General features: G+C 70.0%; 18 protein-coding genes. 5 read left to right on the top strand and 13 right to left on the bottom strand.

The genetic code is table 11. The annotated features are described in order from the left end of the window. Window positions 1-53: 53 nt before the first annotated feature. Window positions 54-1,691 (bottom strand): condensation domain-containing protein, encoded by a 1,638-nt coding sequence (locus tag K4G22_RS29435; protein WP_228083507.1) that lies wholly within the window; start codon window positions 1,689-1,691, stop codon window positions 54-56. A gap of 667 nt (window positions 1,692-2,358) precedes the next feature. Between K4G22_RS29435 and K4G22_RS29440 the strand changes: the two genes are divergently transcribed. Continuing rightward, window positions 2,359-3,210 (top strand): lytic polysaccharide monooxygenase auxiliary activity family 9 protein, encoded by an 852-nt coding sequence (locus tag K4G22_RS29440; RefSeq protein WP_425336765.1) that lies wholly within the window; start codon window positions 2,359-2,361, stop codon window positions 3,208-3,210. A gap of 68 nt (window positions 3,211-3,278) precedes the next feature. Here K4G22_RS29440 and K4G22_RS29445 read toward each other — a convergent pair whose 3' ends face one another. Together K4G22_RS29445 and K4G22_RS29450 are read right to left on the bottom strand one after the other, a co-directional pair. After that, window positions 3,279-4,472, bottom strand: coding sequence for an RtcB family protein (locus tag K4G22_RS29445; protein ID WP_228083508.1), 1,194 nt, complete (start codon window positions 4,470-4,472; stop codon window positions 3,279-3,281). A 78-nt stretch (window positions 4,473-4,550) separates the two neighbouring features. Continuing rightward, a complete protein-coding gene (locus K4G22_RS29450; RefSeq protein ID WP_228083509.1) occupies window positions 4,551-4,790 on the bottom strand; it encodes a hypothetical protein in 240 nt (79 codons plus the stop codon). A gap of 179 nt (window positions 4,791-4,969) precedes the next feature. On the opposite strand from K4G22_RS29450, the gene K4G22_RS29455 reads away from it, so the two are divergent. Then, window positions 4,970-5,701 carry a class I SAM-dependent methyltransferase gene (locus tag K4G22_RS29455; RefSeq protein ID WP_228084267.1) on the top strand — a complete coding sequence of 244 codons (732 nt, stop codon included), beginning with the start codon at window positions 4,970-4,972 and terminating at the stop codon, window positions 5,699-5,701. 338 nt (window positions 5,702-6,039) lie between these two features. Here K4G22_RS29455 and K4G22_RS29460 read toward each other — a convergent pair whose 3' ends face one another. The 4 genes from K4G22_RS29460 to K4G22_RS29475 all read right to left on the bottom strand — a co-directional run bounded on the left by K4G22_RS29460 (window position 6,040) and on the right by K4G22_RS29475 (window position 10,528). After that, on the bottom strand, window positions 6,040-6,960 hold the full coding sequence (locus K4G22_RS29460) for an aminoglycoside phosphotransferase/kinase family protein (protein WP_228083510.1): 921 nt from the start codon (window positions 6,958-6,960) through the stop codon (window positions 6,040-6,042). 507 nt (window positions 6,961-7,467) lie between these two features. Continuing rightward, window positions 7,468-7,962, bottom strand: coding sequence for a hypothetical protein (locus K4G22_RS29465; RefSeq protein WP_228083511.1), 495 nt, complete (start codon window positions 7,960-7,962; stop codon window positions 7,468-7,470). Between the two features lie 352 nt (window positions 7,963-8,314). Then, window positions 8,315-9,046: a 5-formyltetrahydrofolate cyclo-ligase gene (locus K4G22_RS29470; RefSeq protein ID WP_228083512.1), complete on the bottom strand. Its 732-nt coding sequence runs from the start codon at window positions 9,044-9,046 to the stop codon at window positions 8,315-8,317. 141 nt (window positions 9,047-9,187) lie between these two features. Next, entirely contained in the window at window positions 9,188-10,528 is a 1,341-nt protein-coding gene (locus K4G22_RS29475) for an NsdA family TPR-like regulatory protein (protein ID WP_228083513.1), read from the bottom strand. A gap of 501 nt (window positions 10,529-11,029) precedes the next feature. Here K4G22_RS29475 and K4G22_RS29480 point away from each other — a divergent pair. Further along, window positions 11,030-11,425, top strand: a complete 396-nt coding sequence (locus K4G22_RS29480; RefSeq protein WP_228083514.1) for a hypothetical protein — start codon at window positions 11,030-11,032, stop codon at window positions 11,423-11,425. An 86-nt stretch (window positions 11,426-11,511) separates the two neighbouring features. Then, window positions 11,512-11,817, top strand: coding sequence for a hypothetical protein (locus K4G22_RS29485; RefSeq protein WP_228083515.1), 306 nt, complete (start codon window positions 11,512-11,514; stop codon window positions 11,815-11,817). Window positions 11,818-12,110: 293 nt separating this feature from the next. Here K4G22_RS29485 and K4G22_RS29490 read toward each other — a convergent pair whose 3' ends face one another. Beyond that, window positions 12,111-12,494 carry a VOC family protein gene (locus K4G22_RS29490; protein ID WP_228083516.1) on the bottom strand — a complete coding sequence of 128 codons (384 nt, stop codon included), beginning with the start codon at window positions 12,492-12,494 and terminating at the stop codon, window positions 12,111-12,113. A 215-nt stretch (window positions 12,495-12,709) separates the two neighbouring features. Here K4G22_RS29490 and K4G22_RS29495 point away from each other — a divergent pair, with 215 nt between their 5' ends. Beyond that, on the top strand, window positions 12,710-14,383 hold the full coding sequence (locus K4G22_RS29495) for a cellulase family glycosylhydrolase (protein ID WP_322785147.1): 1,674 nt from the start codon (window positions 12,710-12,712) through the stop codon (window positions 14,381-14,383). 45 nt (window positions 14,384-14,428) lie between these two features. Here K4G22_RS29495 and K4G22_RS29500 read toward each other — a convergent pair whose 3' ends face one another. The 5 genes from K4G22_RS29500 to K4G22_RS29520 form a co-directional block, all read right to left on the bottom strand. Further along, window positions 14,429-15,778, bottom strand: coding sequence for an outer membrane protein assembly factor BamB family protein (locus K4G22_RS29500; RefSeq protein ID WP_228083518.1), 1,350 nt, complete (start codon window positions 15,776-15,778; stop codon window positions 14,429-14,431). Between the two features lie 335 nt (window positions 15,779-16,113). Continuing rightward, complete coding sequence (locus K4G22_RS29505) at window positions 16,114-17,946, bottom strand: glycoside hydrolase family 15 protein (protein ID WP_228083519.1); 1,833 nt, start codon at window positions 17,944-17,946, stop codon at window positions 16,114-16,116. Continuing rightward, window positions 17,943-19,397, bottom strand: coding sequence for a glucose-6-phosphate dehydrogenase (zwf, locus tag K4G22_RS29510; RefSeq protein WP_228083520.1), 1,455 nt, complete (start codon window positions 19,395-19,397; stop codon window positions 17,943-17,945). The genes K4G22_RS29505 and zwf overlap by 4 nt, the downstream gene beginning before the upstream one ends. A 29-nt stretch (window positions 19,398-19,426) precedes the next feature. Next, the gene (locus K4G22_RS29515; protein WP_228083521.1) at window positions 19,427-20,494 is read right to left on the bottom strand and encodes an MsnO8 family LLM class oxidoreductase; all 1,068 of its coding nucleotides are present in this window, start codon (window positions 20,492-20,494) and stop codon (window positions 19,427-19,429) included. 7 nt (window positions 20,495-20,501) lie between these two features. Beyond that, entirely contained in the window at window positions 20,502-22,220 is a 1,719-nt protein-coding gene (locus K4G22_RS29520; RefSeq protein WP_228083522.1) for an AfsR/SARP family transcriptional regulator, read from the bottom strand. Between the last annotated feature and the right edge of the window lie 59 nt (window positions 22,221-22,279).

Consider the following 22,279-nt stretch of genomic DNA (forward strand, 5'->3'; position numbering starts at 1 on the left):
ACGGGCCCCCGAGCGGGGGAACGAGGAGTCGGGAAACGTCGGAAGCGAACCGCTCAGCCGGGGGACTCCGTGGCACGCCGGCTCCGCACCGCGCCCAGCAGCCGCTCCCGGCTGCTGCCTCCCGAGCTCTCCGCCTCGGCCCCGCCCAGCGAGCCCAACAGATCGGCCTGGCCCCTGACCGTGCCGGCCCGGAACAGATCCACCGTCCTCACCTTCAGGCCCGACACCTCGCGCAGCCGCTCCACGAGGACGACCAGCCGCAGCGAGTCGCCTCCCGCGTCGAAGAAGCTGACGTCGTCCTCGACCTGGTCGGTCTTGAGCACCTCGCGCCAGACCGCGCGCACCAGGTCGAGCCGGGCGGCGGGATCGTTGATGTTGCCTTCTTCGGTGACGGGCTTCAGCACCGGGTCCTCCGGGGAGTGAGCGAGATCGGCGACACCGCGGCGCAGTGCCGTGAGCAGTTCGGAGATGGCCGCGTCGTCGAACAACGCCGCCGGATGGTCGAGGGACAACTCCAGCCGTGGCCCGCCCGCGTCCTCCTCGACATGGACGAACAACGCCAGGTCCCACTTGCTGTACTGCGGATCCAGCGGCCGGTACCGGCCCACCACGCCGGGCGCCAGATCCACCGGACCCGCCGCGTCGGCCAGATTGACCAGCACCGGCGTCAACGGCAGCCGCCCGACGTCCCGTTCGGCGTCCAGCTCGGCCGCCAGCGCGTCCAACGGGACATCGGCGTCGACGAACGTCTCCATCCCGGCCACCCGGGCGCGCCCCAACAGCTCCCGCCAGCTGGTGGTCTCCTCCACCGTGATCCGCAGCACCAGCGTCGTCATGAACATCCCGACGACATCGAGCGAGGCGGGATCGTCCCGTCCTGGCCAGACCACGGCGAAGAGGAAGTCGCGCTGCCCACCGCGCCGGGCGAGGGCGCCGGCGAGCAGCGCGACGCCCGCCATGAAGGCGGTGCAGCCCTCCTCGGCCGCCAGCTTCAACACCCGTTCGGAGAGCGACGCGTCGAACGCCGTGTGGGCGAGCGCGCCGACCATCGAGAAGTCCTCGTGCGGCGCCAGGGCGTAGGGCAGCTCGACATCCGTCGGCGCGCCCCGCAGCCGCCGCGCGGCGGCTGCCACCTGCTCGGCCACCGCCTCGGGCGCCGGCTCGCCGAGCACGTCGGCCGGGTGCGGCGCGGGCGGCGGCACCAACTCCTCGCCGCGCAGCGCGGCCTGGTAGCGCGCCACGATCTCGTCGACCACGATCGCGCGCGAGGTGGCGTCGAAGACGATGTGGTGCACCGTGAGCACCAGCAGCGTGACCTCGTCGTCGACCCGGATCACCTCGGCCCGCGCCGGCGCCTCGTCGGCCAGCTCGAAGGGCGTGTAGCACAACGCCTCGACCAGCCGCGCCAGTTCGTCCGGCGTCCACTCCTCGGCGACCGCGTCGATCAGGCCGGCCTCGGCCGGCTCGCCGTCCGTGCGGTACTCGACCCGGTGCCGCACGGTGTCGAGACGGAACCGGGCGCGCAGGGCCGGATGACGTGCCAGCGTCGCGCGCACCGCCGCGACCAGGGCGCGGTGGTCCACCGGGCCGGTGAACTCCAGTACCGAGGGGATGAGATAGGTGGGTCGGAGGCGTTCGATCCGGTCAAGGATCCAGATGCCCTGCTGGGTCGGCGTTGCCCGATACCACATGGACTCCGCTCCGGAAACGGACATGCTCGCAGAAGCAGACATGAAGGATCTGATCCCCTGTGATGAAAAACCGGGCCCGAGAGGTGCCAGAGAGACGTCAGTTGCGTTGGAGGCTCACCCGCCCCTGCAGTCTGCCCGAGCGGCCCAGCGGAAGGCATTGACTACGAGCGACAGCTTCTTGGCATTCCGTGCACACTGCTGGCCCTCATTCGTGCACCGATGATCGGTCAAATCGGCCCATACGCATCCTGTCGGGCCCCTGACCCCAGGCGCTGGCCACCTGCGGGCACCGCGAGGGCCGCCGGGCCAACGGGGGGCGCGGCGGTCGCCGCCGGCCCGCCGATGCCCGAGCGGGCATCGGCGGAGGGTCAGCGGACGGTGGTCGGATGACCGAAAGCGAACGGTCGGGGGGCGACAGGGCCGACGCGCGCGCTTACCGACTGCCGTCAGCGGCGCTACCTTGCCCACGGGAGCGCTCCCATGTGCATGCCGTAGAACCGGCGACGGGCCGCCGCGTACCGATCCGAAGGCGACAACCTCCGGTGCGCCACGCCCCTCGCGGGAGACGACTCTTCTGAACGAAGGAGCACCCGTGTCTCATGCATCCCCCGGCCGGAGACCGAGGCCGACCGGAAAATTCCGTTTCCTCAGCATCTTGGGAGCGGCGTTGATCGCTCTGGTGATGGCCTCCCTGCCCACCCCGGCAGCGGCGCACGGATCCACCACCATGCCGGGCGCGCGTACCTATCTCTGCTACCTCGACCTGCGCGAGAACAGCAGCACCCAGATGCCGTCCAACCCGGCCTGCGCCTCGGCGGTCCAGCAGAGCGGCACCGGGCCGCTCTACAACTGGTTCGCCGTGCTCGACTCCAACGCCGGTGGCCGCACCACGGGATACATCCCGGACGGGACGCTCTGCAGCGCCGGCAACCGGGGGCCGTTCGACTTCTCCGCCTACAACGCCACCCGCGCCGACTGGCCGAAGACGCATCTGTCCTCCGGCGCCAACATCGAGCTCAAGCACAGCAACTGGGCCCACCACCCGGGCCAGTTCAACGTCTACATCACCCGTAACGGCTGGTCCCCGACCCAGCAGCTCGGCTGGGGCGACCTGGAGCAGATCAACAGCGTCACCAACCCGCCGCAGCGCGGCGGCGTCGGCTCCGAGGACGGTCACTACTACTGGAACGTCCAGCTGCCGAACCGCTCCGGCCAGCATGTCCTCTTCGTGCACTGGATCCGTTCCGACAGCCAGGAGAACTTCTTCTCCTGCTCCGACATCGTCTTCGACGGCGGCAACGGGCAGGTGTCCTTCGGCGACGGACAGACGATGAGCGCCGACGAGGTCGCCGAGGCGTACGAGGAGTTCGAGGCGACGCAGGCCTCCTACACCCCGGACGCCGACCAGCACCACGACCACGCCGCCCACGGCGCGACCGCGTCCGCCGGCGGGCTGCCGGCGACCGTGTCATCGATGGTGCGCATCGCCATCAGCGACCTGGCCGGCTGGCTCGACTGAACAAGGCCCGCCCCGTGCCGTCGACAGCGACGACACGGGGCGGGCTCCCCACGGGCGGTGGGGGCGGGTCAGCCCTTGACGCAGACCACCTGCCTCAACTCGGCCACCACCTCGACCAGATCCCGCTGCCGCGCGATGACCTGCTCGATCGGCTTGTAGGCGCCCGGGATCTCGTCCACCACGCCCGAGTCCTTCCGGCACTCCACACCCGCCGTCTGGGCCTCCAGATCCCGGGTGGTGAAGCGCCGCTTGGCCGCCGCCCGGCTCATCCGCCGCCCCGCGCCGTGCGAAGCCGACTGGAAGGACGCCAGGTTGCCCAGGCCCTTGACGATGTACGACCTGGTGCCCATCGACCCCGGCACGATGCCGAACTCCCCGGCACCGGCCCGGATGGCGCCCTTGCGGGTGACCAGCAGATCCATCCCGTCGTAGCGCTCCTCGGCCACGTAGTTGTGGTGGCAGCTGATCGTCTGCCCGAACGTCGGCTTCGCCTTCCTGAACTCCCGGCGCACCACGTCCTGGAGCAGCGCCATCATGAGCGCGCGGTTGAGCCGCGCGTACTCCTGCGCCCAGAACAGGTCGTTCCGGTAGGCCGCCATCTGGGGCGTGTCGGCGATGAAGACCGCGAGGTCCTGATCCACCAACCCCTTGTTGTGCGGCAGCCGTTGCGCCTCGCCGATATGGAACTCGGCCAGCTCCTTGCCGATGTTCCGCGAACCCGAGTGCAGCATCAGCCACACCGCGCCCTCGGTGTCCAGGCAGACCTCGACAAAGTGGTTGCCCGAGCCGAGCGAGCCCATCTGCCGCCCCGCCCGCTCCCGCCGGAAGGCCACCGCGTCCGCCACCCCGTCGAACCGCTCCCAGAACGCGTCCCACCCCGCCGTCGGGAAGCCGTGCAGCCGCCCCGGGTCGAGCGGCTCGTCGTGCATCCCACGACCGACCGGAATGGCCGCCTCGATCCGGGACCGCAGCCGCGACAGGTCCCCCGGCAGATCCTCCTGACTGAGCGAGGTGCGCACGCCGCTCATCCCGCACCCGATGTCGACGCCCACCGCCGCCGGGCAGACGGCGCCGTGCATGGCGATCACGGAGCCGACCGTGGCGCCCTTGCCGTAGTGCACATCCGGCATCACGGCCAGACCCCGCACCCACGGCAGGGTGGTGACGTTGCGCAGCTGCCGCATCGCCCCCTCGTCGACCTCGGCCGGATCGGCCCACATCCGGATCGGGATCCGGGCACCGGGCAGCTCGGTGTACTCCATGGTGTTCCCCCCTGAGAACTCGCGGTGACTCATTGTGATCCCCTGGCCCAAGGGGGCGGCAACAGGTTTTCCCGGCTCTCAGCCGCTCCGGCGCCTGCCCCGACGGGCCGCGCGCGCCTGGAGCGCCAACCGGCGCTTGCGCAGCGCGGCCTGCCGACGCCGGCTCTCCGCCCGGCGCGGCGCGTCGGGATCGGGGCGCCGCTTCGGGCTCACCCGGACCAACGTCCAGAACACGACGACGAAGAAGACCAGGACCATCCCGCTGACGAGGACGCCGACCTGCCAGGGCACATCCGCGAACTCAAGGTTCGTGAGCATGTGGTGGTTCACGATCTCGCCCTTCGTTCGCCCGGGAGCCTACTCCGCACCGGCCGCGCGGAGCGGCCCGCCCGGCGGACTACGATGCGGCCCGAAGGGAAGCGGCGGGCAAGGCGAGGAGATCGGTTGTGGCGGCGTCGGGGAAGGGGCCTTCGGCCCCGGAGGCTGAGGTGCCCCTGATGTACGGGGCGTTGGCGCGTTGGTGGCCGTTGATCTCCCCGCCCGAGGTGTACGAGGACGACGCGCGGAGTGCCGCCGAGTTGTTCGCCCTGGCGCAGCGCCCGGTGCGGGAGGTGCTCGAACTGGGCAGTGGCGGTGGGCATCTGGCCCGCCATCTCCGCTCGCGGTGGACGATGACGCTGGTGGATCTGGCCCCCGAGATGTTGGCCGTCTCCCGCGCGTTGAACCCGGAGGTCGAGCATCTGCTGGGCGATATGCGGGAGGTGCGGCTCGGCCGCGCCTTCGACGCGGTGTTGGCGCACGACGCGATCGACTACATGACCACGGTGGAGGACCTGTCGGCGGCGTTTCGCACGGCGTGGGCGCACTGCCGTCCCGGCGGTGTCGCCGTGTTCTTCCCCGACCATGTCGCGGACACCTTCGAGCCGGGCACGGACTGCGGTGGCAGCGACGCGCCGGATGGCAGCGGCGCCCGCTATCTGGCGTGGAGCCTGCCCCCGGCGCCGGGGGAGAGCACGGTGACGACGGAGTACACGTTCACCCTGCGGGAGGCCGACGGTACGGTCGGCGTGGCGCAGGAGGCGCACCGCACCGGGTTGTTCGCGATCGCGGAGTGGCAACGGCTGTTGGGCGAGGCCGGGTTCGAGGTGGTCACGGTGCGGGAGCAGGGCGGCGCCGACCGCACCCTCTTCGCCGGCCGCCGCCCCCGCCAGCGCCCGCCCGGCGGATAGCGACGGCGAAGCTGACGCGGGCGTCGCGCTGGCGCCTGGCACGGAAATCGAGGAGACCACCGGCGGCCGGTGTGCCAGGGTTCGAGAAGGGGGATGTCCGACCTTGCCCGTGCGACAGTTCGGGCAGGACCTCCTGCGCGCGCTGCGCCACGGCCCTCCCTGGCCGACACTCGACACGTTGAACAAGCGACGGGGCGGCCTGTGGAAGCCGCCGAAGGCCGAGCGGTACGAGGTGCCGAGGCCGGCCACCTCGTCACCGACGGCCCGCCTCGGGAACGATCATCCGCTGCGGAGACCACGCGGGTTCGCCAAGCCGTCCCACCGCTTCCCACGGCCCCCTAAGCGTTCGCTCGGCGTAGGCGCTCCGTCGCCTGTGCGCGGACAGCTTCACAGGACACCGGGGCGTCGCCGTGCAGGGCTTCCCAGCGGGCGTTGTGGGCCGCCGGCCACAGGCTGGCCGCCCAGGCGATCTCCTGTTCCTCCACGGTGAAGCGACGCCCCCGCAGATCCTGATAGGCGGCCAGGAACGCCGACGAGCTCTCGATCGGGGCCAGGCTCGGCGGCGAGGCGCTGGCGAACGCCCCGCTCGCCGCCCCCACCAGCGCGGCCTCCGGCTGCCACGCCAGGCTGTCCCAGTCGTGCACGGCCCAGATATCGCCGTCGTGCCAGCGCAGGTTCTGCGCTTCGAAGTCGGCGTGGCCCAGCACGCACGGCAGGTCGGTCGCCAGCATCCGCTCGCGGACCCGGGCGGACGTCTGGGCGACGTACGCGGGCACCGTGCTCTGGTCTCGCTCATCGAGGAAGTCGATCGCCGGCCACAACCCCGGATCCGTATGATCCCAACGTGCCCAGCGCGGATTCGGCAGCGGCGGCGCCACGGTCACCTCGGCCAGTTCGGCCATCAGCCAGGCGAACACCGCCGCGTACCGCACGGCGACGTCCGGCGAGTCGCCACGCAGCGGTGCACCGCCGGCCCTGGACTCCTCGGCGTGCACAGCCAGCGCACCGACGCCGACCACGGGGGTGAGCGGCCGGGGGCATGGAAACCCCCGTTCCGCCAGCTGCCCCTGGGCGGCGACACACGAAACGGCTCTGCCGTCGTCCTCCCGCGCTTTCAGCACGACGTCTCGCCCACCGGCCAGCCGCAGCCCGAACACCGCCGACAGCGAACGCCTCTCGAACAGCACGCCGACCGGCTCGTCTGCCAAGTGGTCCACACACCAGCCGACGAGCCAGCCGGGCAGGTCATCCAACGTCATGGTGACGACTGTGCCACGCGTGCCGAACAACGCGACGCCGACCAGCTTCACCGCGCGCCCGAACGCCCCGCTCGCCCCGGCTCAGCTCAAGGAACCGAGCGAAGACAACAGGCCGTTGCTCGGCTCGGACCCGACCACGCCGACGAGACGCGCCATCGCTGGGGTTCCGCTCTTCGTCTCCCCGGCCGTAACTCCGGGCACCGTGTGGGGAATCCCGCGTGATCGAGTGTTCGTCGTGCTCCGGCGGGATGTGCGCGTGGACATCAGCGCCGACGGCTATTTCAGCTCCGACCAGGTAGCCGTTCGCGGCACCATGCGCGTCGGATTCGGCTTCCCGCCCCCTGCGGCAGTCACAAGGGTCACCCTCACGTCGTCAGCAGAACACGGGGGTTGCTGCGCACCATCGCGTGAGCGATCCCCGTACCGGGTGGGGGGTGACCCCGTGCTCACGGACCGGAAGGCCGCAGGCATATAGCAGCCCAGAACGTGTACGGGTTCCAAGGTCGGTCACAGATGACGTGGGGCCTCCTGGAGAAGGCTGTTGACCTTCTCTTCGAGCGAAAAGCAATCAGCCTCAATCGTCTCTACCATCTTGTAGTACGTATCTTCATCAAGGGAACTGGTGTGGGTGAATTTCATCCTTGCCCACGTCCAAGCTATGACCTGCGTTACCTCGCGTGCAGAAGATGAAATGCTATCCGGGCCCTCCAGGCGAACACCGACCTCAAGATTCCTGAGACGAGAAATCTCGTTCTCCATCTCCTTGAGTCTCGTGCCGATGTCGTCATCAATTTCATCGCGAGGGCCATAGAGGATACTGTCTCGTAATTTCTGTATCTGAGCTTGAGCTTCGGACAGTTCAGAAAGGAAGGCGCGGTAAACATCTCTTCGAGCTTCCCTCTTTTGTGCTTTTTTGGCGTGAAAGGCGGTTAGATATGAACCAGCCACGACAGCCAAGACGCCCACGACTGCCCCCAGTGCGGCGGCTAACCCCTGATCCATTAAATCTTACCTCGTTATGTCGAGCTGATCATTCGATTACGAAGTCTAGGGGGAACATGCCCAGCCCAGTGCCCAAACGACCCGATCAGCGTCCAGACGCAAGAAGGGCGACGGCCCCGAGGGGCTGAAGGACCCGGGCGGCGCGGCTCCGGAGGCCCCCTGTCTGATGGCGAAGATTGGCGCCCCACTGCCGCGCGCTGGTATGCCTTGCTAGCCGAGTCCGGTCGGGGCGTGTTCTGCGAGGCAAGCGACTGGGCGATGCCTGTTTACCGCGACGCGGCCATGGGGAGAAGTGCGCAACAGGATTCCCTGGCTGTTGTGCCCACTTCTGACAGCTCGGAATGTGAGCCCTTCATTCGCCCGTAGATGGCCTGCGGCTTGCGAGGGCTGGGATCGCAGCGATTTTTGCTTCTTCGAGAGAAGGCCAGATGATTCCAGAGGGGCGGCGGTATGGGGCGCATTCGATTACCCTTTCCGCTGTCACGATGAGATCCACTCGGAAATCATGCCCCGCCTCGGGTAGCGGTTCATCGACAATCTGTAGTTCGTGCACGGTGGTTGCGATCAGAGTTCTCGAATCAATCAGGTTGGCCTCCTGTAATAGGGCCATCTCGATATCGGAATATCCGGCGCCTTTTCCGAGTCGCACTCCTTGGGGATTTACAGCTACGCTGCCACAAACGATGAAATCGACGTGTGGCATCTCGGTCAGATCAACCGGTTTGGCGTGCTTTGCTGCCGTTCGACGCTCGGCGGCCTCATGAGGCGGAACCGTGAGCGTTTCCGGGTCCAGAAGATAGAAGGGTTTCGGCGTGGCCAGCTTAGATGCCGCCATATAGACGCGCTTTCCTTCTTCCAGCGCCCTGGCTCGAACGGGCAGTTGAGCCCTGTCGGGTACTGCCTTGATGACGCTTGCTCTTTGCCAAGTAGGATGTCCACTGAGGCGCACGGCGGCGGAATCCGCACCTACGAAGGATGGGATACGTCCCGATGCGCCGTTGGGCGCGGCGTTTCTTTGTTCCAAGAGTTTCCATACCCGTTCACGGACAACTTCTTTCGCCTCGTGGGTTCGTTCGCCGCTCACCCAATCCTCTTTTCATCATGCCGTTGCGATGAGGCCGAAGAGCCTGTCGTTCAACTCGCGCACCGCGCCGCAAGCTGACCGACCCCGCCCCCGTGCCAGCCCATCCGGGCCGGCACGGGGGCTTTCGGCTCTCCGATTGCTTCATGCCATGAGGGAGGCAGGGGTAACGAGCCGTGCGCGTTCGTACAATTCCCGAGCCGCGTGATTTTTTGTATAGGGGCGAATGAGTCCAAACATTGTCTGAATGTGTTGGTCTGCGCGGCCCGACTGAACCAATGGGTAATCGTCCAGAGCGAGATGCCATGTAGCGCAGGCTGCCTCCAAATGGCCAATCCCGAACTGGCGCTCCGCGAGAATAGCGCGTTCCTTCACGCGAGTTCGCCGATAAACGTCGTACCGGAGCCTATCCGATTGTTGCATCGCCTCAACGGCACCATTGACGTCACCCAATTCGTGACGCACTTGGCTCGTGTGATAATTCAATGCTGCCGGGTCGTATGACCCGAAGGCTTTTTCTTGTGATTCGGCCTTTTCCATCGCTACTTCGGCTTCACGCAGGTACGTCAGAGCGTTGTTGCGGTCGCCGATTTGAGCGGAAGCGTGAGCCTGTTGTCCGGCAAGGAATGCGCGCATTCGCGGACCGGCGTGCGGGGAAGCGGCGGCAGCGGCGTCTGCGAGCCGCATAGCTTCTCGTCCGTGGCGCAGATCGACCGCCTGGACGCTCATTCCTCGCAGCGTCGTACAGTAAGTCAGGTGGTCTTGCGCCGCCCCGGCAAGTTCTAGTGCCTTCAAGTAATACTTCTGAGCCAGGCCCTGCACTCCCTCATCGACCGCCATGTAGCCGGTCAAGTAACAGAGGTCAGAGACCGCTGACATCATCGCTTGACGCACCGACTCAGAAGCGTCACTGCGGAGATAGGGCGCCACCGTATTCACGAGAAACGCCGCAGCCATAGGGCGCGCGTGCCGTCCGCCGAACTGGTCATCGAGCTCTGAGATTCGCTCAGTCATCGCGATGACCATATCGACCTCAGACATCCCTATACGCTGCGTCTGACCGGTCTGAGCAGCCTCCATACGCCCCACAACGTCAGGCCATTCGGGTACGGTCACAGCGACAGAAAAGAGACTCGCCCCCAAAATTCCGCGCCGTGACGGGTCCATGTCTTGCCTTCCGAGATCAATCACTCCCTCCACCGTACTCGGACGGTCATTCGACTGATTCGACGGGGGCGGAAAGCCTGTCTCCGTGTGGGAGATCGGGCGGCCAAGTCTTCGGGCAAGTGCCTCAACGATCACCGGCCGCACAGGCTCCTTCGGCATGTGACCTCGCAGCCACTGATGTGCGGACGGCTCCCGGTACTTCAGCGGTGTGCCCTGCTCGGTCCCCACACGGTTCACGGCCTGGACGAACTGACGTAGCGTCCACCCCGTCTCGTGGTACAGCCGTTCGAGATCGCTGTTCGACTCTGGCTTGCCCATCGGCACCAACTCCCCGGGCGCTTAAAGCTTTTAAAAGCTGCCTCTCTCCTCACGGTACCCCGATGACACAACGGACGGTTGCCTTGGTCAAGGAAGACCCCCGCGACCGTGGTGAGACGGCCCGTGGGCATGGACCACCTGAAAGAGCAGGCAGCCATGGGTAAAAGTACAGACAGTCAGCCGCATGAGCTAACGCGCGAAGAGCGCGACGGAGCGGTGCGTCTCGCTGCGTGGATGCTGCACATCTGTGCGTGCGGCGCGGGCGGCGCGGGCGAACCATGCCGGATCAGGGCTGAGCTGGACGCCGTGGTCGAAGGCGAGGCGTCATGATGCACCGCCTGAAGACCCTGTTTCGCCCGCAGGGCAGGCACCGGCGAGTGATCCCCGAGCAGTACGCCCACGTAGCGGGCTTGCGAGACCTTCCGACCCTCGAACGGCGCTACTGGGTCAGCGTGCTGGAAGCATCAGCGCGCATGGCCGACCACGGGCGTGGGTGGTCCTGTGGCTGACGAACATCTGAAGCTGATCCGAGACGCCCTGCGCGGTGAACTGGCCCTGCGCGGGGACCTGAACGTAGTCAAGATCGTGGAGGACGGACGTGGGAACCACCGGTTTGAGTTCCGGGTGCCCCCGGCCGTCGCCGAGGAGATCGCCTATGCGCTGGTCGAACCCACGAATGTCCCTGAGCCGGGTACCGCGATGTTCTCGACACGTCTCGGGGGTGTGGGTGTCCTGGTGCATCGGGTCAGTAGCCAGCGGGTCAAGCTGCGGGCCCTCGGGGACCCCCACATGATGTGGACCGCCATGCTCGCTGACCTACGGCCGGCCACCTTGGCCGAGATTGACAAGGCCCTGACCCGTGAGGGCGCGGAACCTCGGTATGAAGCTGCGCCGTAGCACGGCCAGCCCCTCCATGCGTTGCCCCCGTGACACATGGATGGGGCCAAGCCACTCAAGTCCCCCAACCACAGAAAGGCAACCCCATGATGATCTATCTGCCGACGGATGAAATCGACCTGGAGTTTGACCAGGAGGACCCGTTGGGCCTGGTGGCTGCCACCGAACAGGCCGTGCGCCGCCATGGGGTCACGTTGACCGACGTCGGTGTCGATTCGCGGTACATGTACCTGTCCTCTACCGACAACGTGATCATCGAGCTGGGCGGTTGCCGGGGAGACGGACTCCGGAAGCTCATCAGGGCTCTGAACGCGGCCCCCGTGGAGGATGAGCCGGCCAGCGAGAAGACGGCCCCGGAGGAAGTAACCCCCGAGTTCTGTCAGGTCAGTTGAGCCGGGCACCACGGACGCCCCCTATCGGAATGCGTCGCACCGGATGACGCGGTGGCCTCTCATCCCCAACCCGGATCAACACTCTCTCCAGCCCTGACAAGGGCCCAGCCCCGTCCATGTGTTGCCCCCGTGGCGCATGGACGGGGCTTCCGCATGTGTGCTGAGCCGCTGTAACCTCCAGAACCGCTCCTTGGGGGCGATCGGGCCGGCCATGGCCACCCAGTCTCGGCCAGGGAAGCCGGCCGACGTCCACCGTGGCGGCCACAGCGCCGACGGCGGAGTGGGGCCGGCCGTCAGGGCGTCGTGGCGGCCCGCTCGGCGGCGCCGCGCAGCACGCAGAACTCGTTCCCCTCGGGATCGGCGAGGATCGCCCAGCCCGTGCCGTCGGGGTTCCGGTGGTCGGCGACAAAGGCGGCGCCGAGGCCGAGCAGCCGTTCCACCTCCTGTTCGCGGGAGGTCTCCGGGCGCAGGCAGAGATGGATCCGGTTCTTGTCCGTCTTGGGCTCCGGCACCTGGTTGAAGTACAGCACCGGGCCCTCGGGCAGCAGGACCACCGTCTCCTGATCGCCCGGTTCGGCCTCCGGATGCATGGGGTGGCCGGTCACCCCGCTCCAGAAACGGGCCAGCTCATAGGCGTCCGCACAGTCGATCGCCACGTTCTGCACTATCGAGACCATGCGTGCGAGCCTCGCCGATTTCCGCTCCGGATGCCAGCGGGTTGTGCCCGTTCCTCCCCCGCTGGGGCGGTTATGCGAACGTCGTTCGACAGCTAGCATCCGTCAGGCATGGCGGCATGGGAGCGCTCCCGCGCCGCCGGGACCCCCCTCAGTTCGCCAACGGAAGGGCCCACGTGAAGAGCCGCTCACGAGCTTTGCTGACTGTTCTGACTCTCTTGCTGACCGCTTTCGGGCTGGCGGGCCTGCCCTCCGCCTCCCTTGCCTCGGCCCAGGCCGGCCCCGCCGGCCCCGGGACCACCGCCGCGCAGGATGTGGTGGCGGCGATGCAGCCCGGCTGGAACCTGGGCAACACCCTCGACGCCACCGGCGACGACGAGACCTCCTGGGGGAACCCCAGGGTCGAGCCCGAACTCCTGGGCGCCATCAAGGAGGAGGGCTTCAACAGCGTCCGGATTCCGGTGACCTGGGGGCAACACCAGGGCTCAGGACCCGACTACACCATCGACCCCGCCTATCTGGAGCGCGTCCAGGAGGTCGTCGGCTGGGCCGTCGACGAGGGGCTCTATGTCCTCATCAACGTCCACCACGACTCGTGGCAGTGGGTGATGGACCTCCCCACCCGGCATGACGAGGTGCTCGCCCGCTACACCGCCACCTGGGAGCAGATCGCCGACGCGTTCCGCGACGCGCCGGACCTGTTGCTCTTCGAGAGCATCAACGAGCCCTTCTTCGAGGGCTCGTCGGGTGAGGCGCAGGACGCCGAGCTGCTGCACGAACTCAACAGCGTCTTCCACACGTTGGTGCGCGACTCGGGTGGCGGCAACGCCGACCGGCTGCTTGTCCTGCCCACCCTGCACACCTCGTCCGACCAGCCCCGGCTCGACGAACTGGCTGCGACCTTCGAGGAGTTGGACGATCCCCACCTCGCCGCCACGGTGCACTACTACGGCTTCTGGCCGTTCAGTGTGAACGTCGCCGGCTACACCAGGTTCGACGCGGAGACCGAGGCGGATCTGACCGGCGCCTTCGACCGGGTCCACGAGACCTTTGTGGCGCGCGGCATCCCGGTGATCCTCGGCGAGTACGGGCTGCTCGGCTTCGACCGGCACACCGGCACCGTCCAGCAGGGCGAGAAGCTGAAGTTCTTTGAGGCGTTCGGCGCCGAGGCGCGCGAGCACCAGGTGACCACCATGCTGTGGGACAACGGGCAGCATCTGGGGCGTACGTCGTTCGAGTGGAGTGACCCGGCGCTGTTCGCGCAGGTCGCGTCGAGCTGGGACGGCCGCTCCGGCACCGCGTCCACCGACCAGGTCTATGTGGAGCGTGGCGCCGAACCCGCCCCGGCCACGGTGGAGTTGAACCTCAACGGCACCTCGCTGACCTCTCTCTCGCACGGTTCGGAGCAGCTGGTCGACGGGGTCGACTACACGCTGGCCGGGGATCAGCTGACGCTGGCCGCCGGGACACTGGACCGGCTGACGGAGTCCCAGGAGTACGGCGTCAATGCGGTGTTGACGTTGGAGTTCTCAGCGGGCGTGGACTGGGACCTGCGGGTCATCGTCCATGAGGCGCCGTCCCTCGACGCGGTCGCCGGCACCACCGAGGGGCTGGCCGTCCCCGCCACCTTCCGGGGCGACCAACTGGCCACCATGGAGGCGGTGTACGCGGACGGTGGCAACGCCGGGCCGCACGACTGGACCTCCTACAAGGAGTTCGGCGCGGCCTTCGAACCGGACTACGACGCCGGGTCCATCACCCTGACCTCGGACTTCTTCGCCGAGGTCGACGACGGGTCCACCGTCGAGCTGACGTTCCACTTCTGGAGCGGCGAGACCGTGGCGTACACCCTGGTCCGCTCGGGCGGTCAGGTCACCGGCAGCCCCGCCTGACGCGTCGGTGCCCGCCCGGGAACGGGCGGGCACCCACGCCGGGGGTCACCGGTAGACGAGCATGGCCGGCGGGTTGACGCCGCCGGCGTGGAAGGTCTCGTTGCTGAGCACGAAGGTGTCGGACGCCGCGTCCCAGCGCGGCCTGATGTGGTGGAGCAGCAGGTTCGGCGTCACGGCCTCGTTGCCGGCCACGGCGGCCTCCTGCGCCGCCGCCTCGGGGTCGAGCGTCATCAGCTCGGTGGCCTCGCCCGACGCCGGGTCGATGGTCACCACCGCGCCCGGCTGTTGGCCCACCCCCGGCTGGTAGGCGAGCACCGCCCCGTCGAGGCTGTCGAACGGCCGGATGTCGTCGTGTCCCCCGACCGGTTCGGTCTCGTACAGGGGCTCGCCGGTCGCCAGGTCGAAGGTCACCACGGTGGGCGTCGCCCGGGTCGTGGACACCAGGGCCAGCCGCCCGTCGGCGACCACGGCGGCGTCACAGGTCCGCCAGAGGCACGGGCTCACATAGCGGTCGCTGGTGAAGTCGAGGGTGTGCGCGATGCCCGTGTGGTTGTCGTGGACGACGAACAGCCGCGCCTCCCGCTCCTCGCCGACGGCGGCGTGCACGACCAGCGGTTCGGCCGAGAGGACCGCGTTGACCTCCATCGGCTCACCGTCCAGCTCGGGCCCGTACGCCCAGGACCAGAGCTCCCGCCCGTCCTCGGCGACCCCGCGCACCTCGCCGCCGTCCGTGGCCTCCTGGCCGCCGCAGCGGGTGAGCGCCACCAGGGTCTCGTCCAGCACCTGGTAGGAGATGTCCGCGCACGGGTCGTCCAGCACGCTGTGGCGCCACAGTTCGCTTCCGTCGCTGACCCGGTAGGCGGCCGAGCCCAGCTGGATGCCGGAGCCGATCGCGACCGTGTCGCCGAGCAGCGCGGGCGCCTCGTCCCGTCCGGGGGAGACCGGCAGGTCCACGGGGAAGGTGGTGATCTCCTCGCCCGTGGTGATGTCGAGGACGGTCATGGCCTCGCAGTCGCGGCCCTGGAGCACGGCGATCCGGTTCTGGTCGGCGCGCGGCGAGGCCAGGCACTCGCTGTCGCCGCCCAGGCGCTCCACGGGGAAGGTCCAGGACTCCTCGCCGGAGTCCAGGTCGTGGGCGACGACGGCGGTGTCCATCAGGCGGACCACCGTGTCCTCGGTGAACCAGGTGCCGCTGGCGGAGAGCAGCAGGTCCTCGGCGCTGACGCCGGGGGACGGCAGGTCCCAGGCGAGCGTTCCCTCGGCGGGGCCGGCCGGGTCGTCCACCACCTCGTCGGTGTCGCCGCCGCCCCCGTTGTCGTCGTCGCCCGTCAGCAGGACGCGGGCGAAGCCGCCGCCGACGATCAGCAGGACGACGACCGTCAGGATCAGGAACACGCGGGAGCGGCGAGGGTCGCCTGGGCCGCCCCTTCGCGACCCGACCGGCGGTGTCGGTGGGCCGAACCCGGGCGGCTGGGTCGGCGCGTACGGCGACACCGGATGCTGTGGTGGCTGCTGTGACATGTCCGTGGGTCCCCCTGTGGCTCGCGGGAGCGAACGCCTTCCCCGGCGCCCGTCGCGGTGGTGAGACGCCGAGCGGCGCGCGGTCAGTTCCGCGTCGGCGCGGCGGGCGTTCCGCTGGAACACCCAGGCCCGTACGGTACTTCAGCGCTCGGGGGACGGTTGCCGACGGGGCGTCGGCCCGGGGGAGCTCCGACGCCGCGTCGCGCGGGTCAGCCCATGGCGCGGTCGAGGTTGGCCGCCGCGCTGATGAGCGCGAGATGGGTGAACGCCTGGGGGAAGTTGCCCAGGTGTTCCCCGGTGAGGCTGATCTGCTCCGCGTACTGCCCCACGTGGTTGGCGTAGGTGAAGGTCTTCTCCAGGGCGAGCCTGGCCTGTTCGATCTGTCCCGTCCTGGTCAGCGCCTCCACCCACCAGAAGGAGCAGATGGAGAACGTGCCCTCGGCTCCGCCGAGCCCGTCGGGGGCGAGGTCGGGGTCGTAGCGGAAGACCAGGCTGTCGGCGACGAGGTTGTCGGTGATGGCGGTCAGGGTGGAGCGGAAGCGCGGGTCCGTCGGGGAGATCAGCTTGACCATGGGCATCAGCAGCAGCGAGGCGTCGAGCAGCGGCTGTTCGCTCCGCTGCCCCTCGTCGAGCAGCCGTTGGACGAAGGTGCCGGCCTCCGCGTCCCAGCCGCGCTCCATCACCTGGGCGTAGATCCGGTCGCGTTCGGCCATCCACCGTCCGAGATCGCCGGGGAGGCCGCGCTGGCGCGCCATCCTGACCATGCGTTCGACGGCGACCCAGGACATCACCCGCGAGTAGGTGTGGTTCTGCTTGCCGGCGCGGGTCTCCCAGATGCTCTCGTCCGGCTGGTCCCAGTTCCGCAGCAGCCATTCGAGCACCCCGCACAGGTCGGCCCAGCTGTCGTGCGAGATGCCCGTGCCGTACTTGTTGAAGAGGTAGACGCTGTCGACGAGTTCGCCGTAGATGTCCAGCTGGAGCTGGTCGGAGGCGTTGTTCCCGGTGCGCACCGGGCGGGAGCCGCAGTAGCCGGCGAGGTGGTCGAGCTCCTCCTCGGGGAGGCAGGGGTCGCCGTCGATGCTGTACATGACGCGCAGTGGCCCGGTGCCGCTCTCCGTTGTGCCACGCAGACAGCGGGTCAGCCAGCCCATGAACGCGTCGGCCTCGTTGGTGAAGCCGAGCCGCAGCAGCGCGTAGAGGGAGAACGCGGCGTCCCTGATCCAGACGTGGCGGTAGTCCCAGTTCCGCTCGCCGCCGAGCCGCTCGGGCAGCCCCAGCGTCGGCGCGGCGACCAGCGCGCCGCTGGGTTCGTGGGTGAGCAGCTTGAGGGTGAGCGCCGAACGGTTGACGGTCTCGCGCCAGCGCCCCGCGTAGGAGGACTGGCCGATCCAGCGGCGCCAGAAGAAGACGGTGGCCTCGAAGAGCTCCTCGGCGACCCTTTCGTCCAGCCCGCCGGGCGCGGTGCCGCCCGCCGTGTCCAGCACGAAGAGGGCCGACTGGCCCTCGGCCAGGCTGAACCCGCCCCAGGCGTCCTGCTCCTCGATGTGCAGCGGGGTGCTGCTGAGCAGGGAGAGGGCCAGCCCGTCGCCGATGAACCTGACGCCGTTCGGCTGGGGTTCGGTGCGGTGCCGGGCGCGCCCGTAGTCCATCCGGGGTGCCACCTCGATCCGCATGTCCATCCCGCCCCGGACGCTCACCACGCGGCGCACCAGCCGCTGCCGGTGGTCCGGGTCGCGCTCCCTGAGCACCGGCATGAAGTCCTGGACCTCCAACATGCCGTCCTCGGTGAGCATGCGGGTGATCAGGATGTTGGTGTCCGGGAAGTAGAACTGCTGCCGGGAGGCCACCTCGCACCGGGGTTCGATCAGCCAGTGGCCGCCCTTCTCGGGGTCGAGCAGGGCGCCGAAGACGCTGGGCGAGTCGAAGCGGGGCGCGCAGAACCAGTCGATCCTGCCGTCGGTGCCGACCAGGGCGGCGGTGCGCATGTCGCCGATCAGGCCGTGTTCGGCGATCGGCAGATAGGGCGGGTCGAGCGGCTTCATCGTCCGGGCACCGCCCATCCGGGCCCGCCCGGCAGGCGGAGCGCGGCCGGTGGCCCCCAGGAGCCGGGGGCGTAGGGGAGTGGCTCCGGGGGGTCGCTCAGCACCGGATCGCACACCTCCCAGAGCCGCTCGATCTCGGCGGCGCCGGTGAACAGGGTCTGGTCCCCGCGCAGCGCGTCCAGCAGCAACTTCTCGTAGGCCCCGAGGGGTTGGGCGTCGGGGAAGGCGTCCTGGACGCGCAGGACGAACCCGCCCCTGCCGACCAGCGGATCGGCGCCCGGCACCTTGGCGCGGACGTGGAGCGTCGCCGTCGGGGTGTCGCTCAGCTCCAGCGACAGTTCGTCGGGACGCTCCGGGCCCTCGGCTGGTCCTGAGGGCGCGGCGCGGTCGAAGATCGACAGCGGCGGCTCGCGGAAGCCGAGCGTGACACGCCAGCGGGAGCCGCCGAGCGCCTTGCCGGTGCGCAGCAGGAACGGCACGCCCTGCCAGCGCCAGTTGTCCACCCAGGCGCGCAGCGCGACGAAGGTCTCCACGCGGGAGTCGTCGGCGACGCCCTCCTCGTCGCGGTAGCCCTCGAACTGCCCGAAGACGGTCTCGGCCGGGTCGAAGGGCCGCAGCGCGCGATAGACCCTCAGCTTCTCGGCGCGCAGCTCGTCGGCGGCGATCCGGGCCGGCGGTTCGATGGCGACCACGCCCAGGAGCTGGCACAGGTGGGTGGAGACCATGTCGCGGAAGGTGCCGGTCGACTCCATGAAGCCGGCGCGCCCCTCAAGGCCGATCTCCTCCGGCACGTCGATCTGGACGGAGGAGATGTGGTCCCGGTTCCACAGGGGCGCGAACACGTCGCTGGCGAAGCGGAGGGCGAGCAGGTTCCGCACCGCCTCCAGGCCGAGGAAGTGGTCGATGCGGAAGACCCGTTCCTCCGGGACGCTCCGGGCGATCGTCGCGTCCAGGGAGCGGGCGCTGGCGAGGTCCCTGCCGAACGGCTTCTCCATGATGAGCGAGGCGGCCCTGGCGATGCCCGAGTCGCCGAGCATCCGCACCATGGCCTCGGCGATGGACGGGGGCACGGACAGGTAGAGGAGCGTCCGCCCCCTCTCGCCGGCCTCCTCCTGGGCGTGCCGGACGGCGGTGGCCAGCTCCGCCGCGTCGTCGGTCGACGAGATGACGAAGCGGATGTGGCGGGCGAACTCGTCCCAGTGGCGCCGGTCGAAGACCTCCCCGGCGTGTTCCCGGACGGACGCGCCGAGCGCGTCGCGGAACTCCTCGTCGGTGCCGGGGGAGTGCCGGCCGGAGCCGATCACCTGGAAGTCGTCGGGCAGCAGCCCGGCCCGGTGGAGCCGGAAGAGCCCGGGGAAGAGGTTGCGCCGGGCCAGGTCTCCGGTGGCGCCGAAGATGACCATCAGCTGGGGGTCGCCGAGGGCGGGGGTGGGGTGGTCGGCGGGGGTCACGTGGTGGTGCTCTCCCTTCCGTGCGCCGGCTACTGCCCCACACTCTGCGGCCCGGCCGGCCCCGACCGGCGGAACCCGCCGGCGCGCCCGCCGAGGTCACAGGCCCGATGACCCGCGTGGGCGGACGTGCCGATGGCGGCCTCGGCGAGCAGGCGCAGGGTGCGGGCGCGCTCGGTGCCGGTGAGGTCGTAGGGCACCACCATCACCTCGTCGGCGTCCAGGGCGGCGGCGACGTCGGCCACCTCCGCCGCCACCGTGTCGGGGGAGCCGCGCACCAGCCGCAGCCGCGCGAGGTGCTCCTCCGTCAGATGCCGGGCGCGCGCGGCGGTCGGCGGGCGGGCGGACGCGGCCCAGCCGTGCGCCGCGTGGACCCTGGCGGCGCCGATCCGCAGGGCGAGACGTTCGGCCTCGGCGTCGGTCTCGGCGCACAGGATGTGCACCGAGGCGATCAGCCGTGGGCGGTCGGGCCCGTGCGGCCCCGGGGTGAACTCCGCGCGGTAGCTGGCCACGGCCGCCGGCCGGGCCGCCGGGCCGGGCGGCCCGGCGAAGACGAAGGGCAGTCCGCGCGCCGCCGCGACCAGGGCACGGTGCTCGGAGCCGCCGACGACGAAGAGCCGGGGCGGCTCGGGTGGCGTCGACGTCTGCCCCGGTGGCCAGTTGTCGTGCAGGAAACCGGCGAGTTCGCCGACCAGCCGGGGCGGGAGGGTGGGGGAGTGGCAGGGCGCGAGGTGGTCGTGGCCGACGGCCAGGTCGGTGCGTCCGCCGTGCAGCAGCTGGAGCACGGCGAACCGTTCGGCGATCGTCAGCGGGGCGCGGTGGGCCAGCGGCGCCCCGCCGGAGCCGACCCTGATGTGCCGGGTCAACGCCGCCAGGTGCGCCAGCAGCACGGCGGGTGAACTCGACGCCCGGCGCGGCGCGTTGGTTGGGTCGGCCACCCAGAAGCGACGATAGCCCGCACGGTCGGCGGCCTGGGCCGCGTGGACGACGTCCAGGAGCGCCTCCCCGGCGGCGCCCCCGGCGGGGACGGTGGCCACGTCGAGCACGGACAGCGGGATCACGGGTGCCTCCAGGGCGACGGCGGTCGGGTCGGCGGGCACGCCTCGTTCACGCCGACTCCGGAACGGCCCGCCGCACCGGCTGGGCGTCGCGCGCGAACTCGGCGACGAACGCGGACATCGCGTAGCTGGCGAACCGTGCGCCGCCCTCCCCCGCCGGCGGCGTCAGCAGCCCGCACTCCACCAACTCCTCCGCGTCGGCGGCGACCTGCTCGTGCCGCAACGGCGGGGTACGGGCCGCGAGCCGGCGGCAGGCGGCGCGCCGCTCCGGCGACAGGCTCCGCCAGAACGCCTCGTACCGGGCGCGCAGCGTGAGCTCGCCGACCGCCAGCTCGTCCAGCAGCGAGGACGCGGTGGCCAGCCGGTCGGCGTACTCGGCCAGCCGCAGGCGCGGCAGCGAGTCCAGCTTGCCGGCGGCGATCCGGAGCGCGAGCGGCAGGCCCTCGCAGCACCGCACGATCCGCTCGGCCGCGCGGGGATCCGCGGCGATCCTGTCCCGTCCGACGACGCGGCCCAGCAGCTCGACGCCTTCCGCCTCGCCCAGCGGGGACAGCGGCACCCGCGTCACCCCCGCCAGACCGCTGAGCCGATACCGGCTGGTCACCAGCGCCGCGCTGGGCCCGGAGCCCGGCAGCAGCGCCTCGGCGACCGAGGCCGACACCGCGTCGTCCAGCACCAGCAGCAGTCGGCGCCCGGCGAGCCAGGACCGCAGGCGGGCCAGCGCCCCCGCCACGCCGCGCTCCGCCGGCAGCCCGGCGGCGGCCAGCAGATCGTCCAGCACCGCGCCCAGCGCCCGGTCGCCGAGTTCGACCCGCAGCAGCCCGTCGGGGAAGGAGGGGGCGAGCCGGTGCGCCACCCGCACCGCGAACGCCGACGTGCCGACGCCGACAGGCCCCGTCACCAGCACCACCCTGCCGCGCCCGGCGCGCCCGGCGTCCTCGAACGCGGCGAGCGCGTCGCGCGTCTCGACCTCACGGCCCACGAAGTCCGGTAACGCGCGCGGCAGTTGGTTGCCGACACCGCGCGACACGGCCGGCGTTTCGACCAGCCGGTGCCGCAGCCCCGTCAGCACAGGACCCGGGGCCGCCCCCAACTCCCGCGCCAGGGCGATCCTGACTGTCTCGTAGTGCGTCAGCGCCTCGCCCGTCCGGCCGCTCTCCGCCAGCGACCGCATCCAGGCGGCGGCGAGCCGCTCGCGCAGCGGATGCGCCGGCGCGTGGTCCCGCAGCCGCTCCCGCACCAGCCGGTGCCGGCCGCGTTCGCCCTCGATCTCCGCCCACTCCTCCAGGGCGCCGAGGAACATCTCGTCGAACCGCTCCATCGACGCGGCCAGACACGGCAGCCGCCCGCACTCGGCGAGCGGCCGGCCGCGCCACAGCGCGACCGCCTCGCCGAGCGGGCCCGCCGCCGCCGGATCGCCCTCCCGCGCCAGCCGTCTGCCCTCGCGCGCCGCCTCGGCGAACCGCACCAGATCGCACTCGGCTGCCGTCAGCCGCAGCAGATAGCCGCCCTCGGTGTGCGTCAGCCGGCCCCCGAGGAACCGCCGCAGCCGCGACACGTATACCTGGAGGTTCTGCCGCGCGGTGCGCGGCGGCCGGCCCGACCAGAGGGCGTCGATCAGCCCTTCCACCGGGAACACCCGGCCGGGCCGGCTCAGCAGCAGCGCGAGCAGCAGCCGGGGCTTGGCACCGCCGAACGGCACGAGCACCCCGCCGTCCTCCCGCACCGAAAGCTCCCCGAAGGTGGTGATGGTGACCTCCCCGTCCATGGTTCGACCGTGCCATCCGCGCCGGGGGCGCACATGGGGACGCGGCCCCCACATTCCCC

Origin of the sequence: Streptomyces profundus, from assembly GCF_020740535.1 — a bacterium.
GTDB classification, from domain to species: domain Bacteria; phylum Actinomycetota; class Actinomycetes; order Streptomycetales; family Streptomycetaceae; genus Streptomyces; species Streptomyces profundus.